Source organism: Mucilaginibacter pineti (genome assembly GCF_900101875.1).
Classification (GTDB): Bacteria; Bacteroidota; Bacteroidia; order Sphingobacteriales; family Sphingobacteriaceae; genus Mucilaginibacter; species Mucilaginibacter pineti.
Genome location: NZ_FNAI01000003.1, coordinates 318,237 through 337,169, shown reverse-complemented (window position 1 = coordinate 337,169; position 18,933 = coordinate 318,237). Strand labels below are relative to the sequence as shown.

17 protein-coding genes are annotated in these 18,933 nt (G+C 40.9%); 3 read left to right on the top strand and 14 right to left on the bottom strand.

Going from position 1 to position 18,933, the window contains the following annotated elements; genetic code table 11:
* The first annotated feature begins 107 nt into the window (after nt 1-107).
* A complete protein-coding gene (locus BLS59_RS09685) occupies nt 108-1,175 on the top strand; it encodes a potassium channel family protein (protein WP_091148357.1) in 1,068 nt (355 codons plus the stop codon).
* Between the two features lie 51 nt (nt 1,176-1,226).
* Nucleotides 1,227-4,424, top strand: a complete 3,198-nt coding sequence (locus BLS59_RS09680) for an error-prone DNA polymerase (protein ID WP_091148356.1) — start codon at nt 1,227-1,229, stop codon at nt 4,422-4,424.
* Here BLS59_RS09680 and BLS59_RS09675 read toward each other — a convergent pair whose 3' ends face one another.
* The 12 genes from BLS59_RS09675 to BLS59_RS09620 form a co-directional block, all read right to left on the bottom strand.
* Nucleotides 4,425-4,691, bottom strand: coding sequence for a helix-turn-helix domain-containing protein (locus BLS59_RS09675; protein ID WP_091148355.1), 267 nt, complete (start codon nt 4,689-4,691; stop codon nt 4,425-4,427).
* Nucleotides 4,692-4,695: 4 nt separating this feature from the next.
* On the bottom strand, nt 4,696-6,591 hold the full coding sequence (gene mobC / locus BLS59_RS09670; RefSeq protein ID WP_091148353.1) for a conjugal transfer protein MobC: 1,896 nt from the start codon (nt 6,589-6,591) through the stop codon (nt 4,696-4,698).
* Entirely contained in the window at nt 6,530-7,807 is a 1,278-nt protein-coding gene (locus tag BLS59_RS09665) for a relaxase/mobilization nuclease domain-containing protein (protein WP_091148351.1), read from the bottom strand. Before BLS59_RS09665 ends, mobC begins: the two co-directional genes overlap by 62 nt.
* Entirely contained in the window at nt 7,774-8,184 is a 411-nt protein-coding gene (locus BLS59_RS09660) for a plasmid mobilization protein (protein ID WP_091148349.1), read from the bottom strand. Before BLS59_RS09660 ends, BLS59_RS09665 begins: the two co-directional genes overlap by 34 nt.
* Nucleotides 8,185-8,350: 166 nt before the next feature.
* Nucleotides 8,351-8,608, bottom strand: coding sequence for a hypothetical protein (locus BLS59_RS09655; RefSeq protein WP_091148347.1), 258 nt, complete (start codon nt 8,606-8,608; stop codon nt 8,351-8,353).
* Nucleotides 8,609-8,761: 153 nt separating this feature from the next.
* Nucleotides 8,762-9,367, bottom strand: a complete 606-nt coding sequence (locus BLS59_RS09650; RefSeq protein WP_091148345.1) for a ParA family protein — start codon at nt 9,365-9,367, stop codon at nt 8,762-8,764.
* A 73-nt stretch (nt 9,368-9,440) separates the two neighbouring features.
* Nucleotides 9,441-9,761 carry a hypothetical protein gene (locus tag BLS59_RS09645; RefSeq protein WP_091148343.1) on the bottom strand — a complete coding sequence of 107 codons (321 nt, stop codon included), beginning with the start codon at nt 9,759-9,761 and terminating at the stop codon, nt 9,441-9,443.
* Between the two features lie 3 nt (nt 9,762-9,764).
* The gene (locus BLS59_RS09640) at nt 9,765-10,082 is read right to left on the bottom strand and encodes a helix-turn-helix domain-containing protein (RefSeq protein WP_091148342.1); all 318 of its coding nucleotides are present in this window, start codon (nt 10,080-10,082) and stop codon (nt 9,765-9,767) included.
* A 209-nt stretch (nt 10,083-10,291) separates the two neighbouring features.
* A complete protein-coding gene (locus BLS59_RS09635) occupies nt 10,292-10,741 on the bottom strand; it encodes a helix-turn-helix domain-containing protein (protein ID WP_205411230.1) in 450 nt (149 codons plus the stop codon).
* Nucleotide 10,742: 1 nt separating this feature from the next.
* Complete coding sequence (locus tag BLS59_RS09630; protein WP_091148340.1) at nt 10,743-11,075, bottom strand: type II toxin-antitoxin system HigB family toxin; 333 nt, start codon at nt 11,073-11,075, stop codon at nt 10,743-10,745.
* A 65-nt stretch (nt 11,076-11,140) separates the two neighbouring features.
* A complete protein-coding gene (locus BLS59_RS09625) occupies nt 11,141-11,518 on the bottom strand; it encodes an ORF6N domain-containing protein (RefSeq protein ID WP_091148337.1) in 378 nt (125 codons plus the stop codon).
* A gap of 2 nt (nt 11,519-11,520) precedes the next feature.
* Nucleotides 11,521-12,810, bottom strand: a complete 1,290-nt coding sequence (locus BLS59_RS09620; RefSeq protein WP_091148333.1) for a site-specific integrase — start codon at nt 12,808-12,810, stop codon at nt 11,521-11,523.
* A 617-nt stretch (nt 12,811-13,427) separates the two neighbouring features.
* Here BLS59_RS09620 and BLS59_RS32675 point away from each other — a divergent pair.
* On the top strand, nt 13,428-13,658 hold the full coding sequence (locus BLS59_RS32675; protein ID WP_091148331.1) for an integrase core domain-containing protein: 231 nt from the start codon (nt 13,428-13,430) through the stop codon (nt 13,656-13,658).
* A gap of 536 nt (nt 13,659-14,194) precedes the next feature.
* On the opposite strand, the gene BLS59_RS09605 is transcribed toward BLS59_RS32675, so the two are convergent.
* Nucleotides 14,195-14,578 carry a response regulator gene (locus BLS59_RS09605; protein ID WP_205411229.1) on the bottom strand — a complete coding sequence of 128 codons (384 nt, stop codon included), beginning with the start codon at nt 14,576-14,578 and terminating at the stop codon, nt 14,195-14,197.
* A gap of 503 nt (nt 14,579-15,081) precedes the next feature.
* Entirely contained in the window at nt 15,082-18,390 is a 3,309-nt protein-coding gene (locus BLS59_RS09600) for a non-ribosomal peptide synthetase (RefSeq protein WP_091148324.1), read from the bottom strand.
* Nucleotides 18,391-18,933: the final 543 nt, after the last annotated feature.

The following is an 18,933-nucleotide window of genomic DNA, read 5'->3' as shown; positions in this document are numbered from 1 at the left end:
TTCATTTTTTACATTCTATTAAGTAATTTTCCTAAGAATTACTCTGATTTTGATGCTTACGTTCAGTAACTTTGAGATCCAACAATTAGACTATTGATCAAACCTTCATGACAAAATTCAATATATTCGGCTACGAGGTGCATTTAAATAAGTTGAAAAAATCACCTACGAAAAAGCAGCGACCTGTTAAAGAAAAAGCAAAATTGATCACAGGCTTCGGCAAATTGATTGAGCGAACGCCGTTTTGGTTGATAGTAGTATTGATATTACTATTAATTTTCGGTTCTGCTTTATACTACCTTCAAGCAGGGGTTATTTTTAGTAATGGTAATCCCGCTTCACTTAAATTTGGTGATGCTGTATATTTTTCTGTTGTCACCTTTACTTCCTTGGGCTATGGAGAGTATGTGCCCGTTGGCTTCGCAAGGACTTTTGCGGCTTCGGAAGTTTTATTAGGCTTGATACTGGTTTCCATGTTTGTTGCTAAACTTGCCTCTGAACGACAATCCGCTTTATTATTACTTGTTTACACCAGCCAACAACAGGAAAGAATCGACGGCTTCGAGCATTCGTTAACAGAATTGCGCTTAAAAATCGATCGGGCTACAAAATCGCCTAAGAACAAAGAATTACGTGACCTATCAGAAAGTACGCTTGGTTTTTGTTCCGTGATCAGAAGTTATCTTATCGTTCATTACATTCAGGGAGATATGGCGCGTTATGGAAATGGGCCAACTTTGCTAAGGCTGTATCGGTCGTTTTATGATCTCCAAAAAAAATGTTTCGAAGTTTTAAAAATCTACGACCTAAGTGATAAAAATTATGCGATGTATGGCAACATCATAGGTGTTTGTGCCGGTATAGCCAGGCGATTAATCAGATATCATAAAAATGGTAGCAATGAAGCTAATATGTTGAACAATATGGAAGGTTTCAGCCGAACTTTGACCAATTGGCAAAATGATGTTAAGGCAGGGACAGTAATGAATAATCCGCCGAATAAATTTTCTGATGAAATGTTCGCGAAAGTAAAAAAATTACTCTCTAATGAACCATGGACCGATAATAAGCATAAAACCATCGCAATAGAACTTAATATATCAAATAAGCTAGCTGAAAAATATGTCAACAAATTAATTGAGCTTGGGGAGTTTGACCCCAAAATTGAAGAATAATGAAAATAGAATTACTAATATTTTTAGTAATTTGTTGTAACTTTGTGGTTGATGCAATATGCCGAACTACAAGTCACCTCCAATTTCAGTTTCCTACGCGGCGGATCACATCCGTATGAGTTGGTAGAACACGCGGCCTCGTTAAACTATTCGGCAATTGCCATTACTGACCGGAATTCGCTGGCAGGTATTGTCAGGGCGCATATGGCGGCGAGAACTGCCGGCATCCGATTTATTCCAGCCTGTCGCCTGGACCTGATGGATGGTGCAAGCTTACTGGCTTACCCAACAGATATCGCGGCTTATGGCCAGCTTTCGGCTTTACTGACAAAAGGAAATTTACGGACTGAGAAAGGTAAATGTGAACTCTATAAAGCGGATGTTTATACACATAGCAAGGGGATTTTGTTCGTAGCTGTGCCACCCGATAAATTAAATAGCCGCTTTGAATTGGATACTCATTTTCTAAGCGGTTTGGCGGAATACCGGCGAAAATTTGGGCGCTCTCTATATTTAGCGGCTTCGTTTAATTACCAGGGCCAGGATGCCAAGCGTATGTTCCGGCTGGCTGGAACTGGTGTGCCTTTAGTCGCTACAGGCGATGTGCATTATCATTGTGCTTCGCGGCGGGAGTTGCAGGATATATTGACTTGTATCCGTGAGAAATGTACGATACATACGGCAGGGTTTAAACTGCACCCCAATGCGGAACGCTACCTGAAAGAAAAAGAAGAGATCGCCCGGCTATTTCGCCAGTACCCACAGGCCCTGGACAATGCAGACTATATTTCCAATGCCTGTCACTTTTCACTGGATGAGTTGAAATATCTGACACCCGAAGAAGTGTTGGTTGATAGCTTGACCACGCAAGAACGGCTAACCAACCTAACCTGGACAGGCGCTAAAGAACGCTTTGGTGACCCTGTACCAGAGAAGCACCGCAAGCAGATCGAATTTGAACTGGCTTTTATTGAAAAACGCAGGCTCGCCTGGTATTTCCTGCGGGTTTACCGCTATACGCAAAAAGCGGAAGAACTGGGCATTTTGCATCAGGGACGCGGTTCAGCGGCTAACTCCACGGTTTGCTTTTGCTTAGGTATCACCGCGGTTAACCCGGGTAAATCCCGGTTATTATTTTCGCGCTTTATGTCGGATGCAAGGGATGAGTGGCCGGATATCGATGTGGATTTTGAACATGAGCGCCGTGAGGAAATCATCCAGTTTATCTATAATGATTACGGGCGCGACCGGGCGGCGATTGTCGCCACCGTCACCCAGGAAAGGCATAAAGGCGCTATTCGTGATGTGGGGAAAGCGATGGGACTGTCGGAAGATACCATTAAGCGGATCGGTGCGACTATTTGGGATTTCTGGGAAGAAGGCTTTGACGAAAAACGGTTGCGCGACCAGGGACTGAACCCCAAAGACCCGTTGATCCTAAAAGTGTTGCAACTTACTTGCGAGCTGATGGGTTTCCCGCGGCAATTAGGCCAGCATACCGGTGGCTTTGTGATCACCGAGGGTAAACTATCCGACCTTTGCCCGGTGCTCAACGCGCGGATGGAAGAACGGACGCAGGTCGAATGGAATAAAGATGATCTGGAAGACCTGCAAATTCTGAAAGTTGACGTTTTAGGCTTAGGCATGCTGACCATGATCCGCAAGGCATTTGATCTGGTGCTAAAACATTATGACCGTAAGCTAACCTTAGCCAATGTCCCGCAGGACGACCCCAAAGTTTACGATATGATCTGCGCGGCGGATACCATCGGCGTATTTCAAATTGAAAGCAGGGCGCAGATGTCTATGCTGCCAAGGCTGAAGCCACGTGAATTTTATGACCTGGTGATCGAGGTGGCCATTGTCAGACCCGGCCCGATCCAGGGTGATATGGTGCATCCTTACTTAAGGCGGCGCAATGGCGAAGAAACACCTGAATATCCCAAACCCGAATTGGAAGAAATATTGAGCCGTACCCTCGGTGTACCGCTTTTTCAGGAGCAAGCGATGGAAATTGCCATTGTGGCCGGCGGTTTTACGCCCGCCGAAGCGGACCAGTTACGCCGGAGCATGGCTTCTTTTAAAGCGAATGGTAAGCTGCATTTGTATGAAAAAAAACTTGTGGAAGGTATGCTCGAACGCGGTTATGAAGAAGATTTCTCAAGACGCATTTTTAAACAGCTACAGGGTTTTGAGGGCTATGGTTTCCCCGAGAGCCATGCCGCTTCTTTCGCGCTCCTGGTTTATATATCCTCCTGGCTAAAATGCCATTACCCCGATGTGTTTTGCGCAGCTTTATTGAATAGTCAGCCGATGGGTTTTTACCAACCCGCGCAGATCGTACAGGATGCAAAAAATCACGGTGTGCAGGTTTTGCAGGTAGACGTTAACTGTTCTGAATGGGATAACACATTAGAAGACAAGAATCAGTATTACGCGGTTCGTTTAGGCTTCCGTCAGATCAAGGGTTTAAAAGAAGCTGATATGGAATTACTCGTAGCTATGCGTAATGACGGTTACCAGCATATTGACCAACTCCGGGCTTCGGGTGTCCCCGAAGCAGCACTCGAAAGACTGGCCGATGGCGATGCTTTCCGATCTTTAGGTGCTGATCGCCGCATGGCGCTTTGGGAAGTTTCCGCTTTAGCTGACCGTCCTATCGGTTTATTTGATGGGCAAGTTTCCGAAACTGTTTTGGAGGCAACAGTGGAATTGCCGCCGATGACGCGTGGGGAGCATGTGGTACAGGATTATATTTCGACCGGTTTATCTTTGAAAGATCACCCGGTGGGCTTGGTACGTCCCCAATTGGCCCGGATGCACAATGTCCGCGTTAGCGATTTAGCCAAATACAAAGATGGAGACTTTGTGCGGTTAGCTGGCCTGATCACCGTTCGCCAACGCCCCGGTACAGCCAAAGGCGTACTCTTTATGACGTTGGAAGATGAAACGGGGTCGGCTAACTTGGTGGTTTGGCAAAAACTGTTTGATACCTACCGCAAAGAGATCGTCCAGTCACGCTTACTGATGGTATCAGGTAAATTACAAATTGCTAACGGTGTTACGCACTTAGTGGTTCGCCAATGCTTTAACCTGACGGCTTTATTACGCAGCTTGACCGAAACCGACCTGCCACAAACCTTGGCCCGTGGCGATGAAACGACCCAACCGGTCAATTATGACGGTCGTTCAACGGCACCTGCTGTACCTACGGAAGGGGCTTTTCATAGAGGACGGAATTTTCATTGATCAGAACGTCTCACAGGCATAGCGTTCTAAAAATTCCAGTGCTGAGGCTTTTTCGTAAAGGATAATTCTTGTGCCGTATTGACTATATCTTATTTCACCGGTATCTCGTAATTTTTGCAAGGTGCTTTTGCTTTTGATATGGAGTAATTTCATTACCTCCTCGCCAGAGATCCATAACTTATCCTGGACTTGCTTTTCCTGCAATCGCGTTACGACCGTTTCTATCAGTTCGTAAAACGCAGTTTCTTCCATACAGATAACATTCATAATATTAATTTATAACAATGCATTCGACTAAATTTTTGATATCCTCTTTGATCCGCTGGTAATTCATCAGCACTTCGTTTGGACTGACACATCGCGGGGCGGGTATTCCCTGGTAGGTTGCTTCTTCTTGTTTAATGGCTTCATGGTCATTTTGGATCTGGCAATGAAAAGTTTTGAGGTCTATCTTATTGGTAGGGTCATCGGCCACCATGCCAACAAATTCACCAGACGATAGCCCCGCTATTTTGGATGCAGGTATAGCATAGTCCAACTGGGTAGATCGGCTAACTGAAGTGTCGGTAGCATTAACGGACACACTCTCTTTGACTTGGTTGATCTTGCCGAAACGCTCGGAAAGTTGTTTGGCGGTATCGCCGGTGACCTGTCCGCAAACCATATTGCCAACGATATTCATGATCACTTCAGCCTGCTCACGCCCGTAATCTTTTTTGAGTTGACTATAATCTTGGACAGCCAAAGTAACGGCTACTCGATTTGAACGCGCGGTGGCAATGAGGTTATCAATGCCGTTAAAATAAATGGTGGGGAACTCATCAAAGATCAGGCTGCATTTCTGTTGATTTTTCCGGTTCACCAACTTATTGATGCGATTGACGTAAAGCGAGAGTACCGCGCCATAGACCTGCGATTTCTGCGGATTATTAGCCAGGCACACCACTTTGGAATTTTTAGGATTATTGATATCCAGTGAAAAATCATTACCACTCAGCACATAATATAATTGAGGAGAAGATAATCGGGCCAAACTGATCTTGGCACTGGCGATCTGTCCTTCCAGTTGTTCATACGCCTCGTTTTTCCAAGCCGAAATAAACGGATTGATCAGTACTTCGATCTCTGGTTCAACGCTTAATACAGCAAACAGGTCTTTGTAATCCACTAAGGACAATTCGATCACATGCGGCAGCGTGCAATACTTGCCGTCTTGATATTTCTTGAGGAACCAGATGAGTGCCGTGACAAAATTGATGGGTGATTCCACGAAGAAATCACCTTGTTTTTTTATCCATTCCCGGTTTAACCCAAGCATAATGGTACGGGCTGATTCTATGGCATCAGTAATATCCAGCATCGTATCAGGCTCCAGCGGGTTACTACGGTGCATGATGTTTTCGAAATTGATGACGTAAAAGGAACGTCCGCCGTGTTGCCGTAGTGCATTATAAGCGATTCTGGAAAGGTCATCATATTTAAAGTCATAGATGAGCATGCTGAAGCCTTTGCGGATATGCTGCGTAATGATGTGCCTTATGACAAAATAAGATTTACCAGCACCGGGGCTACCGCCAACTAAAGTACCACGGAAAGGGTTAATGATATTGATCCAACTGTTCCGCTCTTTTCCTTTGAGTTGATATTTAGCCGGCAAGTTAATGGAATACTCATTTTCCAGTAGTCGTTCTTCCTGCGGGAAGGTTTCGTTCTCTTTATTGAAGATATCCCCGCCCAGTTTGAGTTTCAGCATCCTGAATAATAACCCGCCCCCTGTCATAAATAATAAATAACCGAATGACGTTGCGCCGATATAGATCCAGGGCCAGGCAATTAAATAGCTACTGAAAAAAAAGATGAGTAAGCCTGTAATGCAATAAGTCACAATGGTTTTTGGCCTGATCTTATCATCACGCTTGCCTTTACTACCGATAAGTGAAACAATCATCAGGCCGAGGGCGCTGAGTTTTGCAGCCAGTATCGTTTTGAAGATCGCCATTTTGGACAGTGGTAAAAGAATATGATCGACGACTTTGTGTGTAAGTTTAAATTCCTGAAATGTCGGATAACAGGTTAAATATAAATGAATAAGCAGGATGGCTATGCTAAGTAGCCTGGTAAAGTCGATGATCTTTCTGAGGGCCTGTTCGTTTTCTCCGGTTTGCATAGTGGTATAGATTTAGTCCTTTGCGTTTCTTCTTTTTGAATTTGTTGAGCGCGGCCAGATCTTCAAGTTCTGGGGCGATCAACACATTTATGAGTTTATCGCCTGCTAAGGCTTCGCTGAATTCATTATTGGCCTGTGCTTCATGTTGATGTTGGAATTTGGGTTTAACCGGGTCTGGTGATAATTGTGCGCTGATCTGATTGGCGCTATAAGCTTTGCCTAAGTCGCTACCGTTAAACACCGCCTTATTCTTCTGATCAATAAAGGTCACGCCGTAAATGCGGCCTTCGTCGTTTTGACGCAGGATGCACTGGACACCTTTTTCTCGCAAAGCCTTTTGAAACTCACCCTTGGTTAGCGGTTTGATTAAAATGCCATCCAATATTTTGATAAGCTCATCTTTGAATGGCTTGCGCAGTTGCGCATTAAGCTTGAATTTCTCTTCCAAAGTTTTCAGCGCCGGTTTACCATAGACGGTGCTGGCCTTTATCGGCACACCAACTTTATTGCCCTTCTTATCCAGTACCCAATAAACCAAACCTTCACGGGCATACATGCGGGAATCTTTGGAACCCCGGTCAGCCTGGATATTGTATACCCCCAGAACACCGTTAAATTCGGGAATGCTGGTGAATTTGTAAGCCCTTAGTACAAAACCCAGGATATTTGTAATGGCCCGTTTGGTTTCAGCTTTGCCATATTCGGCGGCTGAAACGTCGGCTTTCAGATTTGGCTTTTGTTTGGTTTGCTCATCGGCTTTAACCAGGCCGTATTTAATTTCAATGGCCTTACGTGTTTTTTCAGATTCATTCTGGCCCAGGTAATGCAAGCTGATCCGTTCGCCATCCCGTTTGATGTTGGTGGTGACGATATGAATATGCGGATGCCCGGCATCTTCATGGCGATAAACCAAATAGGGCTGCGTTGAAAAGCCAACTCCATGCAGATAATCTTTTACGATTTCCTGCAAGATATCATCTGCTAAATTTTCCCCATTTGGAAAATTCAAAGAGATATGAACCGTATTGGTTTTGGAACGCTGGTTCATCGAAGCAAGATCAGTTAGCCTGAAAAGCTTATCATTGAAAGACAAGTCATTCGGGTCTTTAAAGTATTTGACTGCCGCTATCAGCATTGCCTTACCTTGCTTAACTTTGTTCTCGTTGTAGTTGAGCGCGCCGATCAGGCTTTTGCCGCTCTTAATTTTTGCGACCATATATCCGCGTATTGGTTCATCCGTTCTTTTATCTGATTAATGGCTGGCTCAAGTTTCGTGTTGATCACACTTAGTAAATTCATCCAAAGCCTGGTATCAGCATTCCCATGAGCGCTGTTGATACTGCGCATCGCCTGGTTCAAGTTATTGCCGATAGCGTTCAATTCCTGCCGCAGCAGTATCATTTCCTCAAGCACATCGTCCATAGCTTTATCCCGGTAATTGACCGTCACCGGCTTATCCAAAAGCACACTGCGCATATATTCACTTAGCTTGCGGAAATTGGTTTTTTTGAACTGCTTTTCGAGCAATTGATATTCCTCCGGTTTAAAGCGGAGATTCTTCCATTGTATACGTTTGTCTTCCTGTGTAGCCATTATTCTCTTCTTTAAAAAGCCGACTTCGGAGGCTTTTTGCCTGGACCCGCAGCCGCCCCGGCGCGGAGGGCAAGATTCAATTGTGACACAATTGTACATCTTGCTAACTGCTGCGCAGCGGGCAGTTTAATCCTGCTGTCAGTGTTTTATCGGCATTTTAGTTTGTTTAAAGCTGGCCCACCTTACGGCTGAGATAAAGTTCAAGCGCCTCGATATTGATATCTTTCAGGGAGATATCGTATTCGACCCCAAAAGCCTTTACGCGCTTTAAAAGCGTTTTAGGTATCCAGTTATTAAACTGCACTTCGACGGCTTTTACAACAGCTTTGGCCTTTACCGGCTGTACTTCCTGGATAGGTATTTTGGGCCGTTCCTGTTTCAATTTATTGGCCAGCCCACCCAGCTTATCTTTATATTTATCCATTGTCATATTTTATAGATTTGTAGATTTCTACAATTGTTGCGTTGTATTTATAGAAATATAGAATTGTAGCTTGCTATACTTATAGAAACCTAACATCCTATAAATGCAGACCTTTAGAATTATAGAATGATAGCTAAATAGCATTCTATAATTCTATACGCTGATCAGATCGACAATCTCCTCGGCAAGCGAAGTAACCTCGTCTTTTGCTTTTTGGTCGCCGCTTTGTAGCACTCCTCCTGTCATAGGAGAACGGGCAATGCTTACCCGGTCATGGATCACCGTTGTTAATAATTGCACGTCCAATGTCTCCAAAAGCCCCCGTACATCTGTGGTAATACCGGAACGGTGCTTAACCATGTTCAGCACGATACCGGCGCGGATGCCAGCAGACTTTGCCATCGCCTCCTGAATTAAAGCGATGGTAGAACGGATCGCCATGACGTCGAAAAAGCCGGCTTTTGTAGGCACCAAAATAAAATCGGAGTGCAGGAATAATTCGGGCAGTTTATTGGACAGGTAAGGTGGCGTGTCCACGATGACCAGATCGTAAGCCAGTTTTTCAATATCGGCCAGCGTATCTGCGCCAATGATAACTAACTTCGGGAAATCGTCCCGGCTATGGTATAAACTCCCTTGTAAATCGGTGTCAACCAATGCAACTGATAATTGATCCTGAAAACAGAGTGCCAGGTTGATCGCTAACGTGCTTTTGCCGACACCGCCTTTTTGGTGGGCTATGGTGATGATCTTTGCCATGTTGTTAGAATTATAGATTTATAGAAATATAGAATTGCAGTTATTTATAATTATAGATTGCCGAACAAGCGGCTTAAAAGCCGCCGGAAAATAATCCGTTAGTGCGCAGACGTTTTGCCAGTTTAAGCTCCTGCTGGTAATTGAACAGCCAGTCGCTGGCCAGCAGCTTCCAGTTGCGGAAGGGTGTTCCTTTGGGGCTGCTCCAATTGGCCTGGTCGTAAAATTGATAGAAGTCACGGGCCTGTGCCGGATAGCCTTTTTGGTCAAAGTAAATTTCTACCAGTATTTTTTCGGGCGGCATTTCATAACCGAAACCTTTTGTTGAGGGAAGCAGTTTAACCGCTTGTGCCCTGATCTTCGCTTTGAAGCGTTTTGCTTTACGTTTAAATTCCATAAGTTAAGCGCTTTTATTGGTTGACATCATAAAGGTGATATCCTCATAGTCGTAATAAATGGAGCCGCCGATCTTAGTGAAGGGCAGCACGCCACTATCCCTTAATGATTGCAGAAAGCCATGAGAGATACCGAGTAGTTTTTTAACTTCGGCCGATTTAAGCCATTTTTTGCCGGGCTGGCCACTAACGCATTCCTTGATAATGCGTTTAAGTTCCTGGAGCATATCTTCTTTTAATTCTAAAAGATCGCCTTGGGTCACAATTTGGTCCCTGGTGGGCACCGTACCTGTTGTTTTTGTTCGCTGAAATGTTGTTTCCATATCTTTTCGATTTATCGGGCCTCAAATTTCAGGATCGGCCGAATGATGAAAAGACAACTTTGGAATGGGTTGAGCGTTTTTTTTATCCTGATAAACCCATATGAATTAAAATAGATCAAAAATAAAAAAGGGGTCACTAACTGTGACCCCTTTACGCCGCTAAACCCAGCGGCAAAATCAAACCTGAACAGTTATCGCTATTCTTCCTTCTATTGATGGTTAGCTGCGTGCTGGGTTATTGATTTACTGATATTAAACTCCGGCCGGGTACTTGCTATTTTTAATTTATAAGGCCGGTTAAATGCTTCTTGTCTTACTTTGAAGTGAGTTGCCAGTTTGCGGATCACCTCTTTTGATAAGCCTTTTTTATAATTCAAAATATCAGAAATATAGCCTTTACTAACACCCAATAGGTCAACCAATTGCTGTGGTTTTAAATGATGTTCTGCCATGAATGAACGCAACAAAGCGATAGGGTCGAGTGCTGTAAACGCGCTATGCGCTTCATCATAGGTTTCAATCAATAAAGTAAGCAGATCAATTTCATCCTGCACATAAGCGTCTACCTCCGAACCTAATAACGCCTCCAGGTTCCTGCAATACTCATCGTATTGATCCCTTTTTTTGATGATCGTGTATTTCAATTTTGTCGCTTCCATCTTAATATAAATTAATGGTGTACTGTAACCCCTGTTTGCATAACTTATCATATTCAGCATGGGTGCCGATCCAACAGATAAATAGATGAACCTGCACCGCACCGAAAACATATTTGCAGATCATCCGGTAATTATTGCCGCCAATATCAAATACGACCCTATTACTGCTTTTGCCCAAAAGATCTGCCGCGCTAAAAGTGTATTTGATATCACCCGGCTTTTTCCAATCCGCAAATTTTAGTTTCTCTGTCCAATCTCCAAGCGGCACCCGGCCTCTCGGATGCTGACGCGCGAAATCTTCCAGCGTCTGTTTTTTAATCAGATGAATTTTCATCCTTGTACAAATTTAAATAAAAGTTCACAAAAAGAGAACTTTTGATGATTTAATTTATTATTCATTTATCGGTTGGTATCAATTATCTTTTTATAAGAAAATAATGACTCAATAATCAGGACACTGACCTGTGCGGCTCTTGGTCCTTTTAACACACTGGATAGCATAAACAGCCCGCCGTTGGTAAAGGCCAAAGGCGGTAGGAGTTTTGTCTTTGAAAGCCCAGGAGATATTTGCTCTGCTATTTCTTGCCATTCCTCGGGTGTAAGCCAAAACATAAAGTCGTTAGGAAAACGCTGGGAATGTTTCGTTACTGCCTTATGTAAAACAGCGATGTTTACTTCATACAATGCGGCGGCATCAAAATCAAATACTACGACCTGGCCGCGAATTTTGAAAACTTTACCGGTTAATAGGTTTATTAAAGTTTGTGGCGATGGCATGATTAACTTGCTTTTTTGAGGTTACTTACTTTGTTGGATTTACGTTTAGCTGGTCTGGCTGCTACTTGTTGAGGTGCCAGTTTGTCCCTAAGTACATTCATATCGTCACTAACCTTTCGCTCAACAACTTTGGCATAGATCTGCGTTGTCCTTATAGTAGTATGGCCAAGCATCTTACTTACCGTTTCGATAGGGACGCCATTAGAGAGCGTTACCGCAGTCGCGAAAGTGTGGCGGGCTACGTGATAGGTCAGGGTTTTATTGATGTCGCAGAGGTCCGCTACTTCTTTTAAATAGCTATTCAGTTTTTGATTGGAGATGTGTGGTAATAAAGTACCACCAGCCACGGCCTTTGGATGGGTCTTATATTTTGCAATGACCTTCGCTGCCTGGGGCAGCAGGGGCACGTTAACAGGTATTCTCGTTTTCTCGCGGGTAGTTTTGATCCATTGGTTATTATCAATACCATGTACTAAATTATCGGGGGTTAACTCCATGACATCTATATAGGCCAGCCCGGTATAACAACTTAGTACGAATAAATCGCGCACGTAAGCGATTCGCTCAATAGTCAGCTTTTTATTTTCCAGCCTGGTTAATTCTGCGGTCGTCAAATAACCACGTTCGGTTTTATTGAATTTAAGCTGGAACATAGAAAACGGGTCTTTATCGAGCCAGCCCATTTTCACGGCCAGGCGAATAATCTTACGGAACCGTTCCAGGTGTTTCATCAAACCATTATTCTCTAATTTCTTTTGATGGTCAGACGGTACGCGCTTCCTTAAAAAATGCTCCAGCTTATTGATAAAGCTATAGTCCAGTTCAGAAAGGTAGATGTCGGAACGGCGAAATTGCAATTGCACAAACTCTTTGAGATAGCCCGCGGTCGTGTAGTAGTTTTTCATGGTGCCGGGTGCCAATACCTCTTTCATATTGGTATTATGGTATTCGACAATGGTGTGCAGGGTGTGTTCCGAATCTTTGACACCGGAAAAAAGGTTCTTCAAAACCTCGGCGGTGATTACTTTTTTTTGCAATTGCAGGTCCTGGTAATGGCTGGCCATCATCCCGCGAAGCTGTTCCAGGTGGGTGTTTAATTTGCGCAGATCGTCGTTTTTGGGTTTTGCCAAGCCTTTGGCTTCGCTCCAATCGCCGGAGGCGACCTGCCGCTTTAATGCCACCTCTGAGCGGCTTTTGTTCACGACTATCCGCATGTAAATAGCTGATAATCCATTCTTTCCACGGTTTTCCCTCAATACGAAGTGAATTCCGAATGTGTTACTTGTCCTCATCTTTTCCAGATTTTTAGATTAATTAAAAATTGTTTTGAACTGTTATGGCCAAAACTGTTCACGGGAAAGGAAAAAAAGTGATCTAAATGCGTCCTTTTTAGTCTAATTTTAAATGATGCAATTAACTGTACATCAGTAGGTTAGACCCTTTCTGGTGAACAAATCTAAAAAACGAAATCTGTTCACCTTTTTGTTCGCATAAAGCAGGGAATAGTATGTACTGAAAAGGATTTGTATAAAACAAAAAACCCTGTATATCAGAGATATACAGGGTTTTGATACTTGTTGGTATCGCTTTTTGTCGGGATGGCAGGATGATGATCCAACCATTTATATCTATGATATTCAATACGTTATATCGAAAACAAACAATAACGGGCACCGAGTAGGGCACATTTAATGTGCTTTTCTTTAGTGGCTTTTGAAGTTTGTTTATCCGTATAAATGATAGTCAATGAACTTGTTATACAAATATAATGAATGTTTTTTAACAAAGAAAGCTTGTTTTGGTGAGAAGTTCGTAGAGAATCGAACATGATTAAATACCCATTGGCTTACAACACCTTATATGATTAACGATTTATTACACACGAAATTACTAACCACTTTTGACGTAGATTATTTACAAATCTTGTGAAATAAAGATTCAAAACATACTGGATGCTTACTTATTTGAAGACATCAACCAGGTGCAGGTACTAGCTGATGAATGGATGGAAGATTGCAATTACAGCAGGCCGCATGAAGCATTGGGAGGCATAACGCCAGACCTGTATAAGCGGCTAAACTGTGGAGATATTGAAAACTCTGGCGAGTTTCCAACATCCCCACAGTTCCAACAACAATAATTATATTTTTGAATTAAATAAGTTTATGAAATACCGGTCCGAACTAATGGAGGGTTACAAGGTGCTTACTCATGGATAGCTGATAGTTCAACACCGGGGAAATTGAAGGAAGTGAAGAGTAAGAAATCGAAATTAACAGATGTTATAAAACGCTTGCCAATTGACTATGGTCACAATGAAGCAACTTATAGAGGAAGTAGAAATTAGCAGGTGTTAACTTACTAATTTATTATAATTACGATTACATAATCGTAAGAATTTAGGGAATAAGGCCATATTGATTAGTTTCATGGGATAAGAAACTAATTTTAAAGCAGGCAGCTGTTTATAAAGATGCCTGCCATATATATATATATATTAATAAATTTCGGATATTTTTGCCCCGAGTCTATAGGCGAATGTCATATTTATTGATCCAGGATGGTAAACAAATACGCCCTCGACTGCCAAGTAAAATCACTGTCCTGTAATATAAATTAAATGAACAAGACATAGAATTGCATAAATCACTTTGATAACATCATTTATGGTATTTATCAATTTATTTTATATTTAGAGAAAATGGCTATTAGCTGTGCCTTGTTCAACGGTTTACTGTAATAAGCTTTCACAAAATCAAACGTTTTAGAAGTCAAAATATCGTTCATATCAATGGAAGAGGAAATCACGTATATATCAATTTTCTTTACAATATTTCCGTAGATCATTTGAAATCGATTTAAAAAATCCCAGCCACTAAACCCTGGCATTCTTAAATCCAGAAAAATCAGATCTGGCAGCATTCCCATATTTGACTTGTTCAATTCAATAGACTTAAGTGAAGCTTTCGCATCCAGACTATGCTCGACTGATTGAAATAAATCGAGTTTATCCAAATATCTTTGAACAATAAGATGCTCTAGCTCGTTATCATCTATCATTAATAATTTACACATATTTCATAATGAATACTGTTGTTAATCAATTCATAACATGGATCAATGCAGATGAGCTATGGCTATTCCCGTTACGTTTGTATTACTTTCATTTTTTAAGCTAAGAACCTAAAATGCATCCCACAATAAAAAGAGAAAGGATTATCACCACGATTAAGAAGTCATGGTCCTCATGTTTTTTATTTTCCATTTGTTTTTAGTTTAGATTGTTAAATGTTTAAAACTGTGTTTATATAAACAAGTAGTGTTTCATCAGCCGAAAAGTATAGAAGATACCGTAACAGGGCCGGCCTTAAAAAGCTCAATCCGAAGACTAATGCGTGCCTTAAGTTTATCGGTAGGACTAAGGATATTTTTTAGGGATTTAATGCTATTTGGCAGAATATCTCACCGTATATAGATTTGGTTCATTGCTGAGATTCTCAAGCGGGCGCACTGCAGGAAAAATCAATAATCATAATACCCAACAATAGATTTATCCATTCAAATTATTCAGCACACTTATCGATTGCAGATTGTAATATCCTTCCGAATTCCAAAACATTGGGATTTTGAAGGATACTGTTATGGTCGCCAGGTACATCGTAAAGCTCTAACCCACCTTTAGCAATTTTTTTCCATCCCAGATATTTAAAATCATCAGCATAATTATACTGACGTTTGGCCTTGAAGAGGTGTATTTTAGTTGTAACCGGGTCCAAAACATAAGACCTCCAGGCCTCATAATAATTTAAATTCTCTTCTAATATTTGTCGATGAAGATTTTCGGTTTCAGTTAATTCGGTAGGGGCAACTTTGCCGAGTTGTTTCCTTATTGCTTTTATATAATAGTGATAATGGAATTTAAAAAAGGGGACGTTTTCTAAAACCATAGATTTGGCTCCCCATAATATTTTGGGAAACTGTCGGAAAATTTTCCGCCATAATATTGATTTTATGGGTTTATTATAAATGCTATTCTCGGCATTTGTATCAAATATTGCTAACATTTTAACATCTTTCCCCATTGCCGTCAACTGCCGTTCCATCTCAACGGCTACAAATCCTCCGAAGGAATAACCAGCAAGCAAATAAGGTCCCGTTGGATTATTCTCTAGAACTTCCGCCAAATATAGTTTAGCTATATCTGCTAAAGTTTTTATTTTGTTATCGGCATCATTAACTTCTTTCGGCTGCAAGCCAAAGACAGGCTGTTCAACATCTACATTTTTAGCAAGTTCGCTGAAACCAACCGCATATAAGCCATTACCGTGAACAATATACAAGGGATTTTTATTTCCAGTTGCTTTAATCGGTATAAGTGACTTCCATTTGCTGTCATACGTCTTGTTTTTTACAGCCATAGACAGTAAGGCTATAGTTGGATTTCTAAACAAGGTTACCGGGGTTAGTCTTTTACCAGTGGCAGTTTCAAACCGGGACACGATTTGCAAAGCCATAAGAGAATGGCCGCCGATTTCATAGAAGTTATCGTTAATTCCTATATTATCTATTGATAAAACCTGTTGCCATATTTCGGTCATGATCTTTTCGTCCAGTGTTTCCGCTTCTTGATATGGCTCTAAAATTGATTCCGGCAGTGTCATTGCGTTTAACGCATTCCTGTCTATTTTACCATTAATGTTAAGCGGAAGTTTTTCCACCTCAATCCAAATGAGAGGAACCATATAGTCGGGCAATTTTGCTTTTAAATGGTTTATTAAACTGTCTTTATCAAAAGCTCCGTTTGGAACGATATAACCAACTAAATACTTTTTTGAGTCGCTATCAGTTTTTACCAGCACAACTGCCTGGGAAACTGTTGAATTTTGAGCCAGCGTGCTTTCAATCTCTCCAAGCTCCACACGGTAACCTCGTATTTTAACCTGGTTATCAACTCTCCCGATAAACTCCATGTTCATATTGGGTAAAAATCGGCCCTGGTCACCAGTCCTATACATTACCCCACCGCAACGCTGATTAAAGGGATCTGAAATGAAAGCTTTGTTAGTTCCCTCAGGATTGTTGACATACCCTTTTGCAACCCCAACGCCACCAATAAATAAATGACCGGTTACACCTCGCGGTACCGGCTGCAACTGTTCATTTAAGATATAAAAAAAGTTGTTAGTTATCGGTGTTCCGTAAGGTATGCTCTTCCAGCTTTTATCAATTGTTTCAACGGGATAAAAATTTGACCACACAGTGGCCTCGGTAGCCCCACCCAAACTGATTACTCTGGCATTAGGAAAATAAACTTTCACCCTTTCAGAAAGCTGAACAGGTATCCAATCACCACTCAAAAGTACAATTCTCAGGTTGTTTTGACTAAAATCCAAACTTCCGACTTCCAGTTCACGGATCAGATAATCCAGAGTAGAGGGTACCGAATCCCAAAAAGTAATTTTGTATTTTTTGAACATCAATTGCAACTCGTTAAAGTTGTTTATTTGATGTTGATTGGCTATAACTAATGCCCCTCCGGTTGCCAACATCCCGAATATATCATACACCGACAAATCGAAACACATAGAGGTAATAAAAAGCAAACGATCCTCAGTGCATACGTTGAAAGTGTTGTTCACCCATAATACTAAATTGACTACCGAATGATGTTCTATCATAACCGCTTTTGGCCTACCTGTAGAACCAGATGTATAAATACAATAGGCTAATTGAGTACTTTTCACGGGAATTAGAAGATTATCATCTTGAAAATCGTCTAACGGAAGTGAATTAAGGTTTAAATATTCAATACCTGATATATTTAAATCATCGGCATAATCCTGGTCAGTAATCACCAACGAGATAGCAGAATTGGACAAGATATAATTTTGACGGTCGAGAGGATAATCCGGATCTACAGGGATGTAAGTTCCGCCAGCTTTTAAAATGCCATACATGCCTATTATCATGTTAAAATTACGACCGGTCATGATTGCTACATTTTCACCAATCTGCAATCCTTTTTTTATAAGTAGTCTTGCTAAGCGATTTGCAATTTTATTTAACTCTGAATAGGTTAAAGTGAAGTCGTAAAGATAAAGAGCAATATTATCAGGCGTTTTAAACACCTGTTCTTCAAACAATTGGTGTATAGTTTTTTCTTGGGGGTAAAATTCAACAGTATCATTAAACTTAAGTAATGCGTTGCTTTCTTCCTCTGACAAAATTGGTATCGCCCCTATTTTAACGTTGTCTCCCGCAACAATGGAATTCGTAATTTTCAGATAATGCCCGGCCATTGATGTAACTACATGGCGACTTAATGAATTGGTTTCATAAAAAAATCTTCCGAAGAAATTGCCGTCTTTTTCAAAGAACCCAAAAACTAAATCAAATTTAAAATCATTAAACCTGGTTCCATCAAACGATTCATTTAATTGATCAAACAAAAACAGACAATTAACCAATCCTACAATACTTCCAGATATATCTCGGAAATTAAAACTTTTCTGCAAGTTTTCTTCCAATGCAACGTGGGCATCGTTTAGAACCATTTCGCCTTCAAGGTGAACGTGCAGGGGCAAGATGGAACCGTCAACATAAATCCCAAAGCCAATGTCATACTGATCGCTATTACGAAATAACATTATTTGAAAAGCCAACAATAATATCTGCTTGAATGCTACAGAAATTTCGAAATTTTGTTGTTTAAATTGCTGAACAGAAATCAGATCTATTGGAAATTCAATTATTTCATAATTGCTATCACTTGTTGGGGCCGTATTGATATCATGTGGAAGATTAACTTGCAACATACCAGCCCATTCATCTGCCACAAAAGGAATAAATTCATTTAAGTTTTTAATTGGCATCTTTTAGAAGTTTAGGATTATCAAATTCATTGGTGTTAATTTGAGAATCTTAATATTATAAAGATATGATTAATTATTAAATACAAAACATGTTTATACGTAATTATTAATAAAATATTTAAAATATTAGTTTATTATCGAGTTTGGTTCGATTAATATTATAAGTTCGGCTAAAATTTATTTAGTCAAGAAAAATTAACATCAAATACTTAAGGGTGAAATATTTTTATGCATCAGCTACGGAATTTCGCTATTTAGATCTCAGAATATTTAAGTAAAAAGCAAAATAAGGAAGCCTCATTGTTAAGAAGAAATAATTGACAGCCAACCAAGCCATCATTAATTAATAAAATATTAAATTATTAAAGTAAATTCATGGCGGATCGATACCATTCATAGTTTGTTAATCCACGAATATTTTAAATTAAAAAACGCCGGAATTATTTTTTTATTTAATTAAACAATTTTAAAAAAAAATTAGCGTTACGGGTCTGTAATAAATAATGTAACAATTTTGAAACAATTTTAATTTAAAAACGTATA

Coding starts and splice junctions, on each gene's coding strand:
- BLS59_RS09685 (WP_091148357.1), top strand. CDS start 108: ATGACAAAATTCAATATATTCGGCTACGAGGTGCATTTAAATAAGTTG.
- BLS59_RS09680 (WP_091148356.1), top strand. CDS start 1,227: ATGCAATATGCCGAACTACAAGTCACCTCCAATTTCAGTTTCCTACGC.
- BLS59_RS09675 (WP_091148355.1), bottom strand. CDS start 4,691: ATGAATGTTATCTGTATGGAAGAAACTGCGTTTTACGAACTGATAGAA.
- mobC (WP_091148353.1), bottom strand. CDS start 6,591: ATGCAAACCGGAGAAAACGAACAGGCCCTCAGAAAGATCATCGACTTT.
- BLS59_RS09665 (WP_091148351.1), bottom strand. CDS start 7,807: ATGGTCGCAAAAATTAAGAGCGGCAAAAGCCTGATCGGCGCGCTCAAC.
- BLS59_RS09660 (WP_091148349.1), bottom strand. CDS start 8,184: ATGGCTACACAGGAAGACAAACGTATACAATGGAAGAATCTCCGCTTT.
- BLS59_RS09655 (WP_091148347.1), bottom strand. CDS start 8,608: ATGGATAAATATAAAGATAAGCTGGGTGGGCTGGCCAATAAATTGAAA.
- BLS59_RS09650 (WP_091148345.1), bottom strand. CDS start 9,367: ATGGCAAAGATCATCACCATAGCCCACCAAAAAGGCGGTGTCGGCAAA.
- BLS59_RS09645 (WP_091148343.1), bottom strand. CDS start 9,761: ATGGAATTTAAACGTAAAGCAAAACGCTTCAAAGCGAAGATCAGGGCA.
- BLS59_RS09640 (WP_091148342.1), bottom strand. CDS start 10,082: ATGGAAACAACATTTCAGCGAACAAAAACAACAGGTACGGTGCCCACC.
- BLS59_RS09635 (WP_205411230.1), bottom strand. CDS start 10,741: ATGGAAGCGACAAAATTGAAATACACGATCATCAAAAAAAGGGATCAA.
- BLS59_RS09630 (WP_091148340.1), bottom strand. CDS start 11,075: ATGAAAATTCATCTGATTAAAAAACAGACGCTGGAAGATTTCGCGCGT.
- BLS59_RS09625 (WP_091148337.1), bottom strand. CDS start 11,518: ATGCCATCGCCACAAACTTTAATAAACCTATTAACCGGTAAAGTTTTC.
- BLS59_RS09620 (WP_091148333.1), bottom strand. CDS start 12,810: ATGAGGACAAGTAACACATTCGGAATTCACTTCGTATTGAGGGAAAAC.
- BLS59_RS09605 (WP_205411229.1), bottom strand. CDS start 14,578: ATGATAGATGATAACGAGCTAGAGCATCTTATTGTTCAAAGATATTTG.
- BLS59_RS09600 (WP_091148324.1), bottom strand. CDS start 18,390: ATGCCAATTAAAAACTTAAATGAATTTATTCCTTTTGTGGCAGATGAA.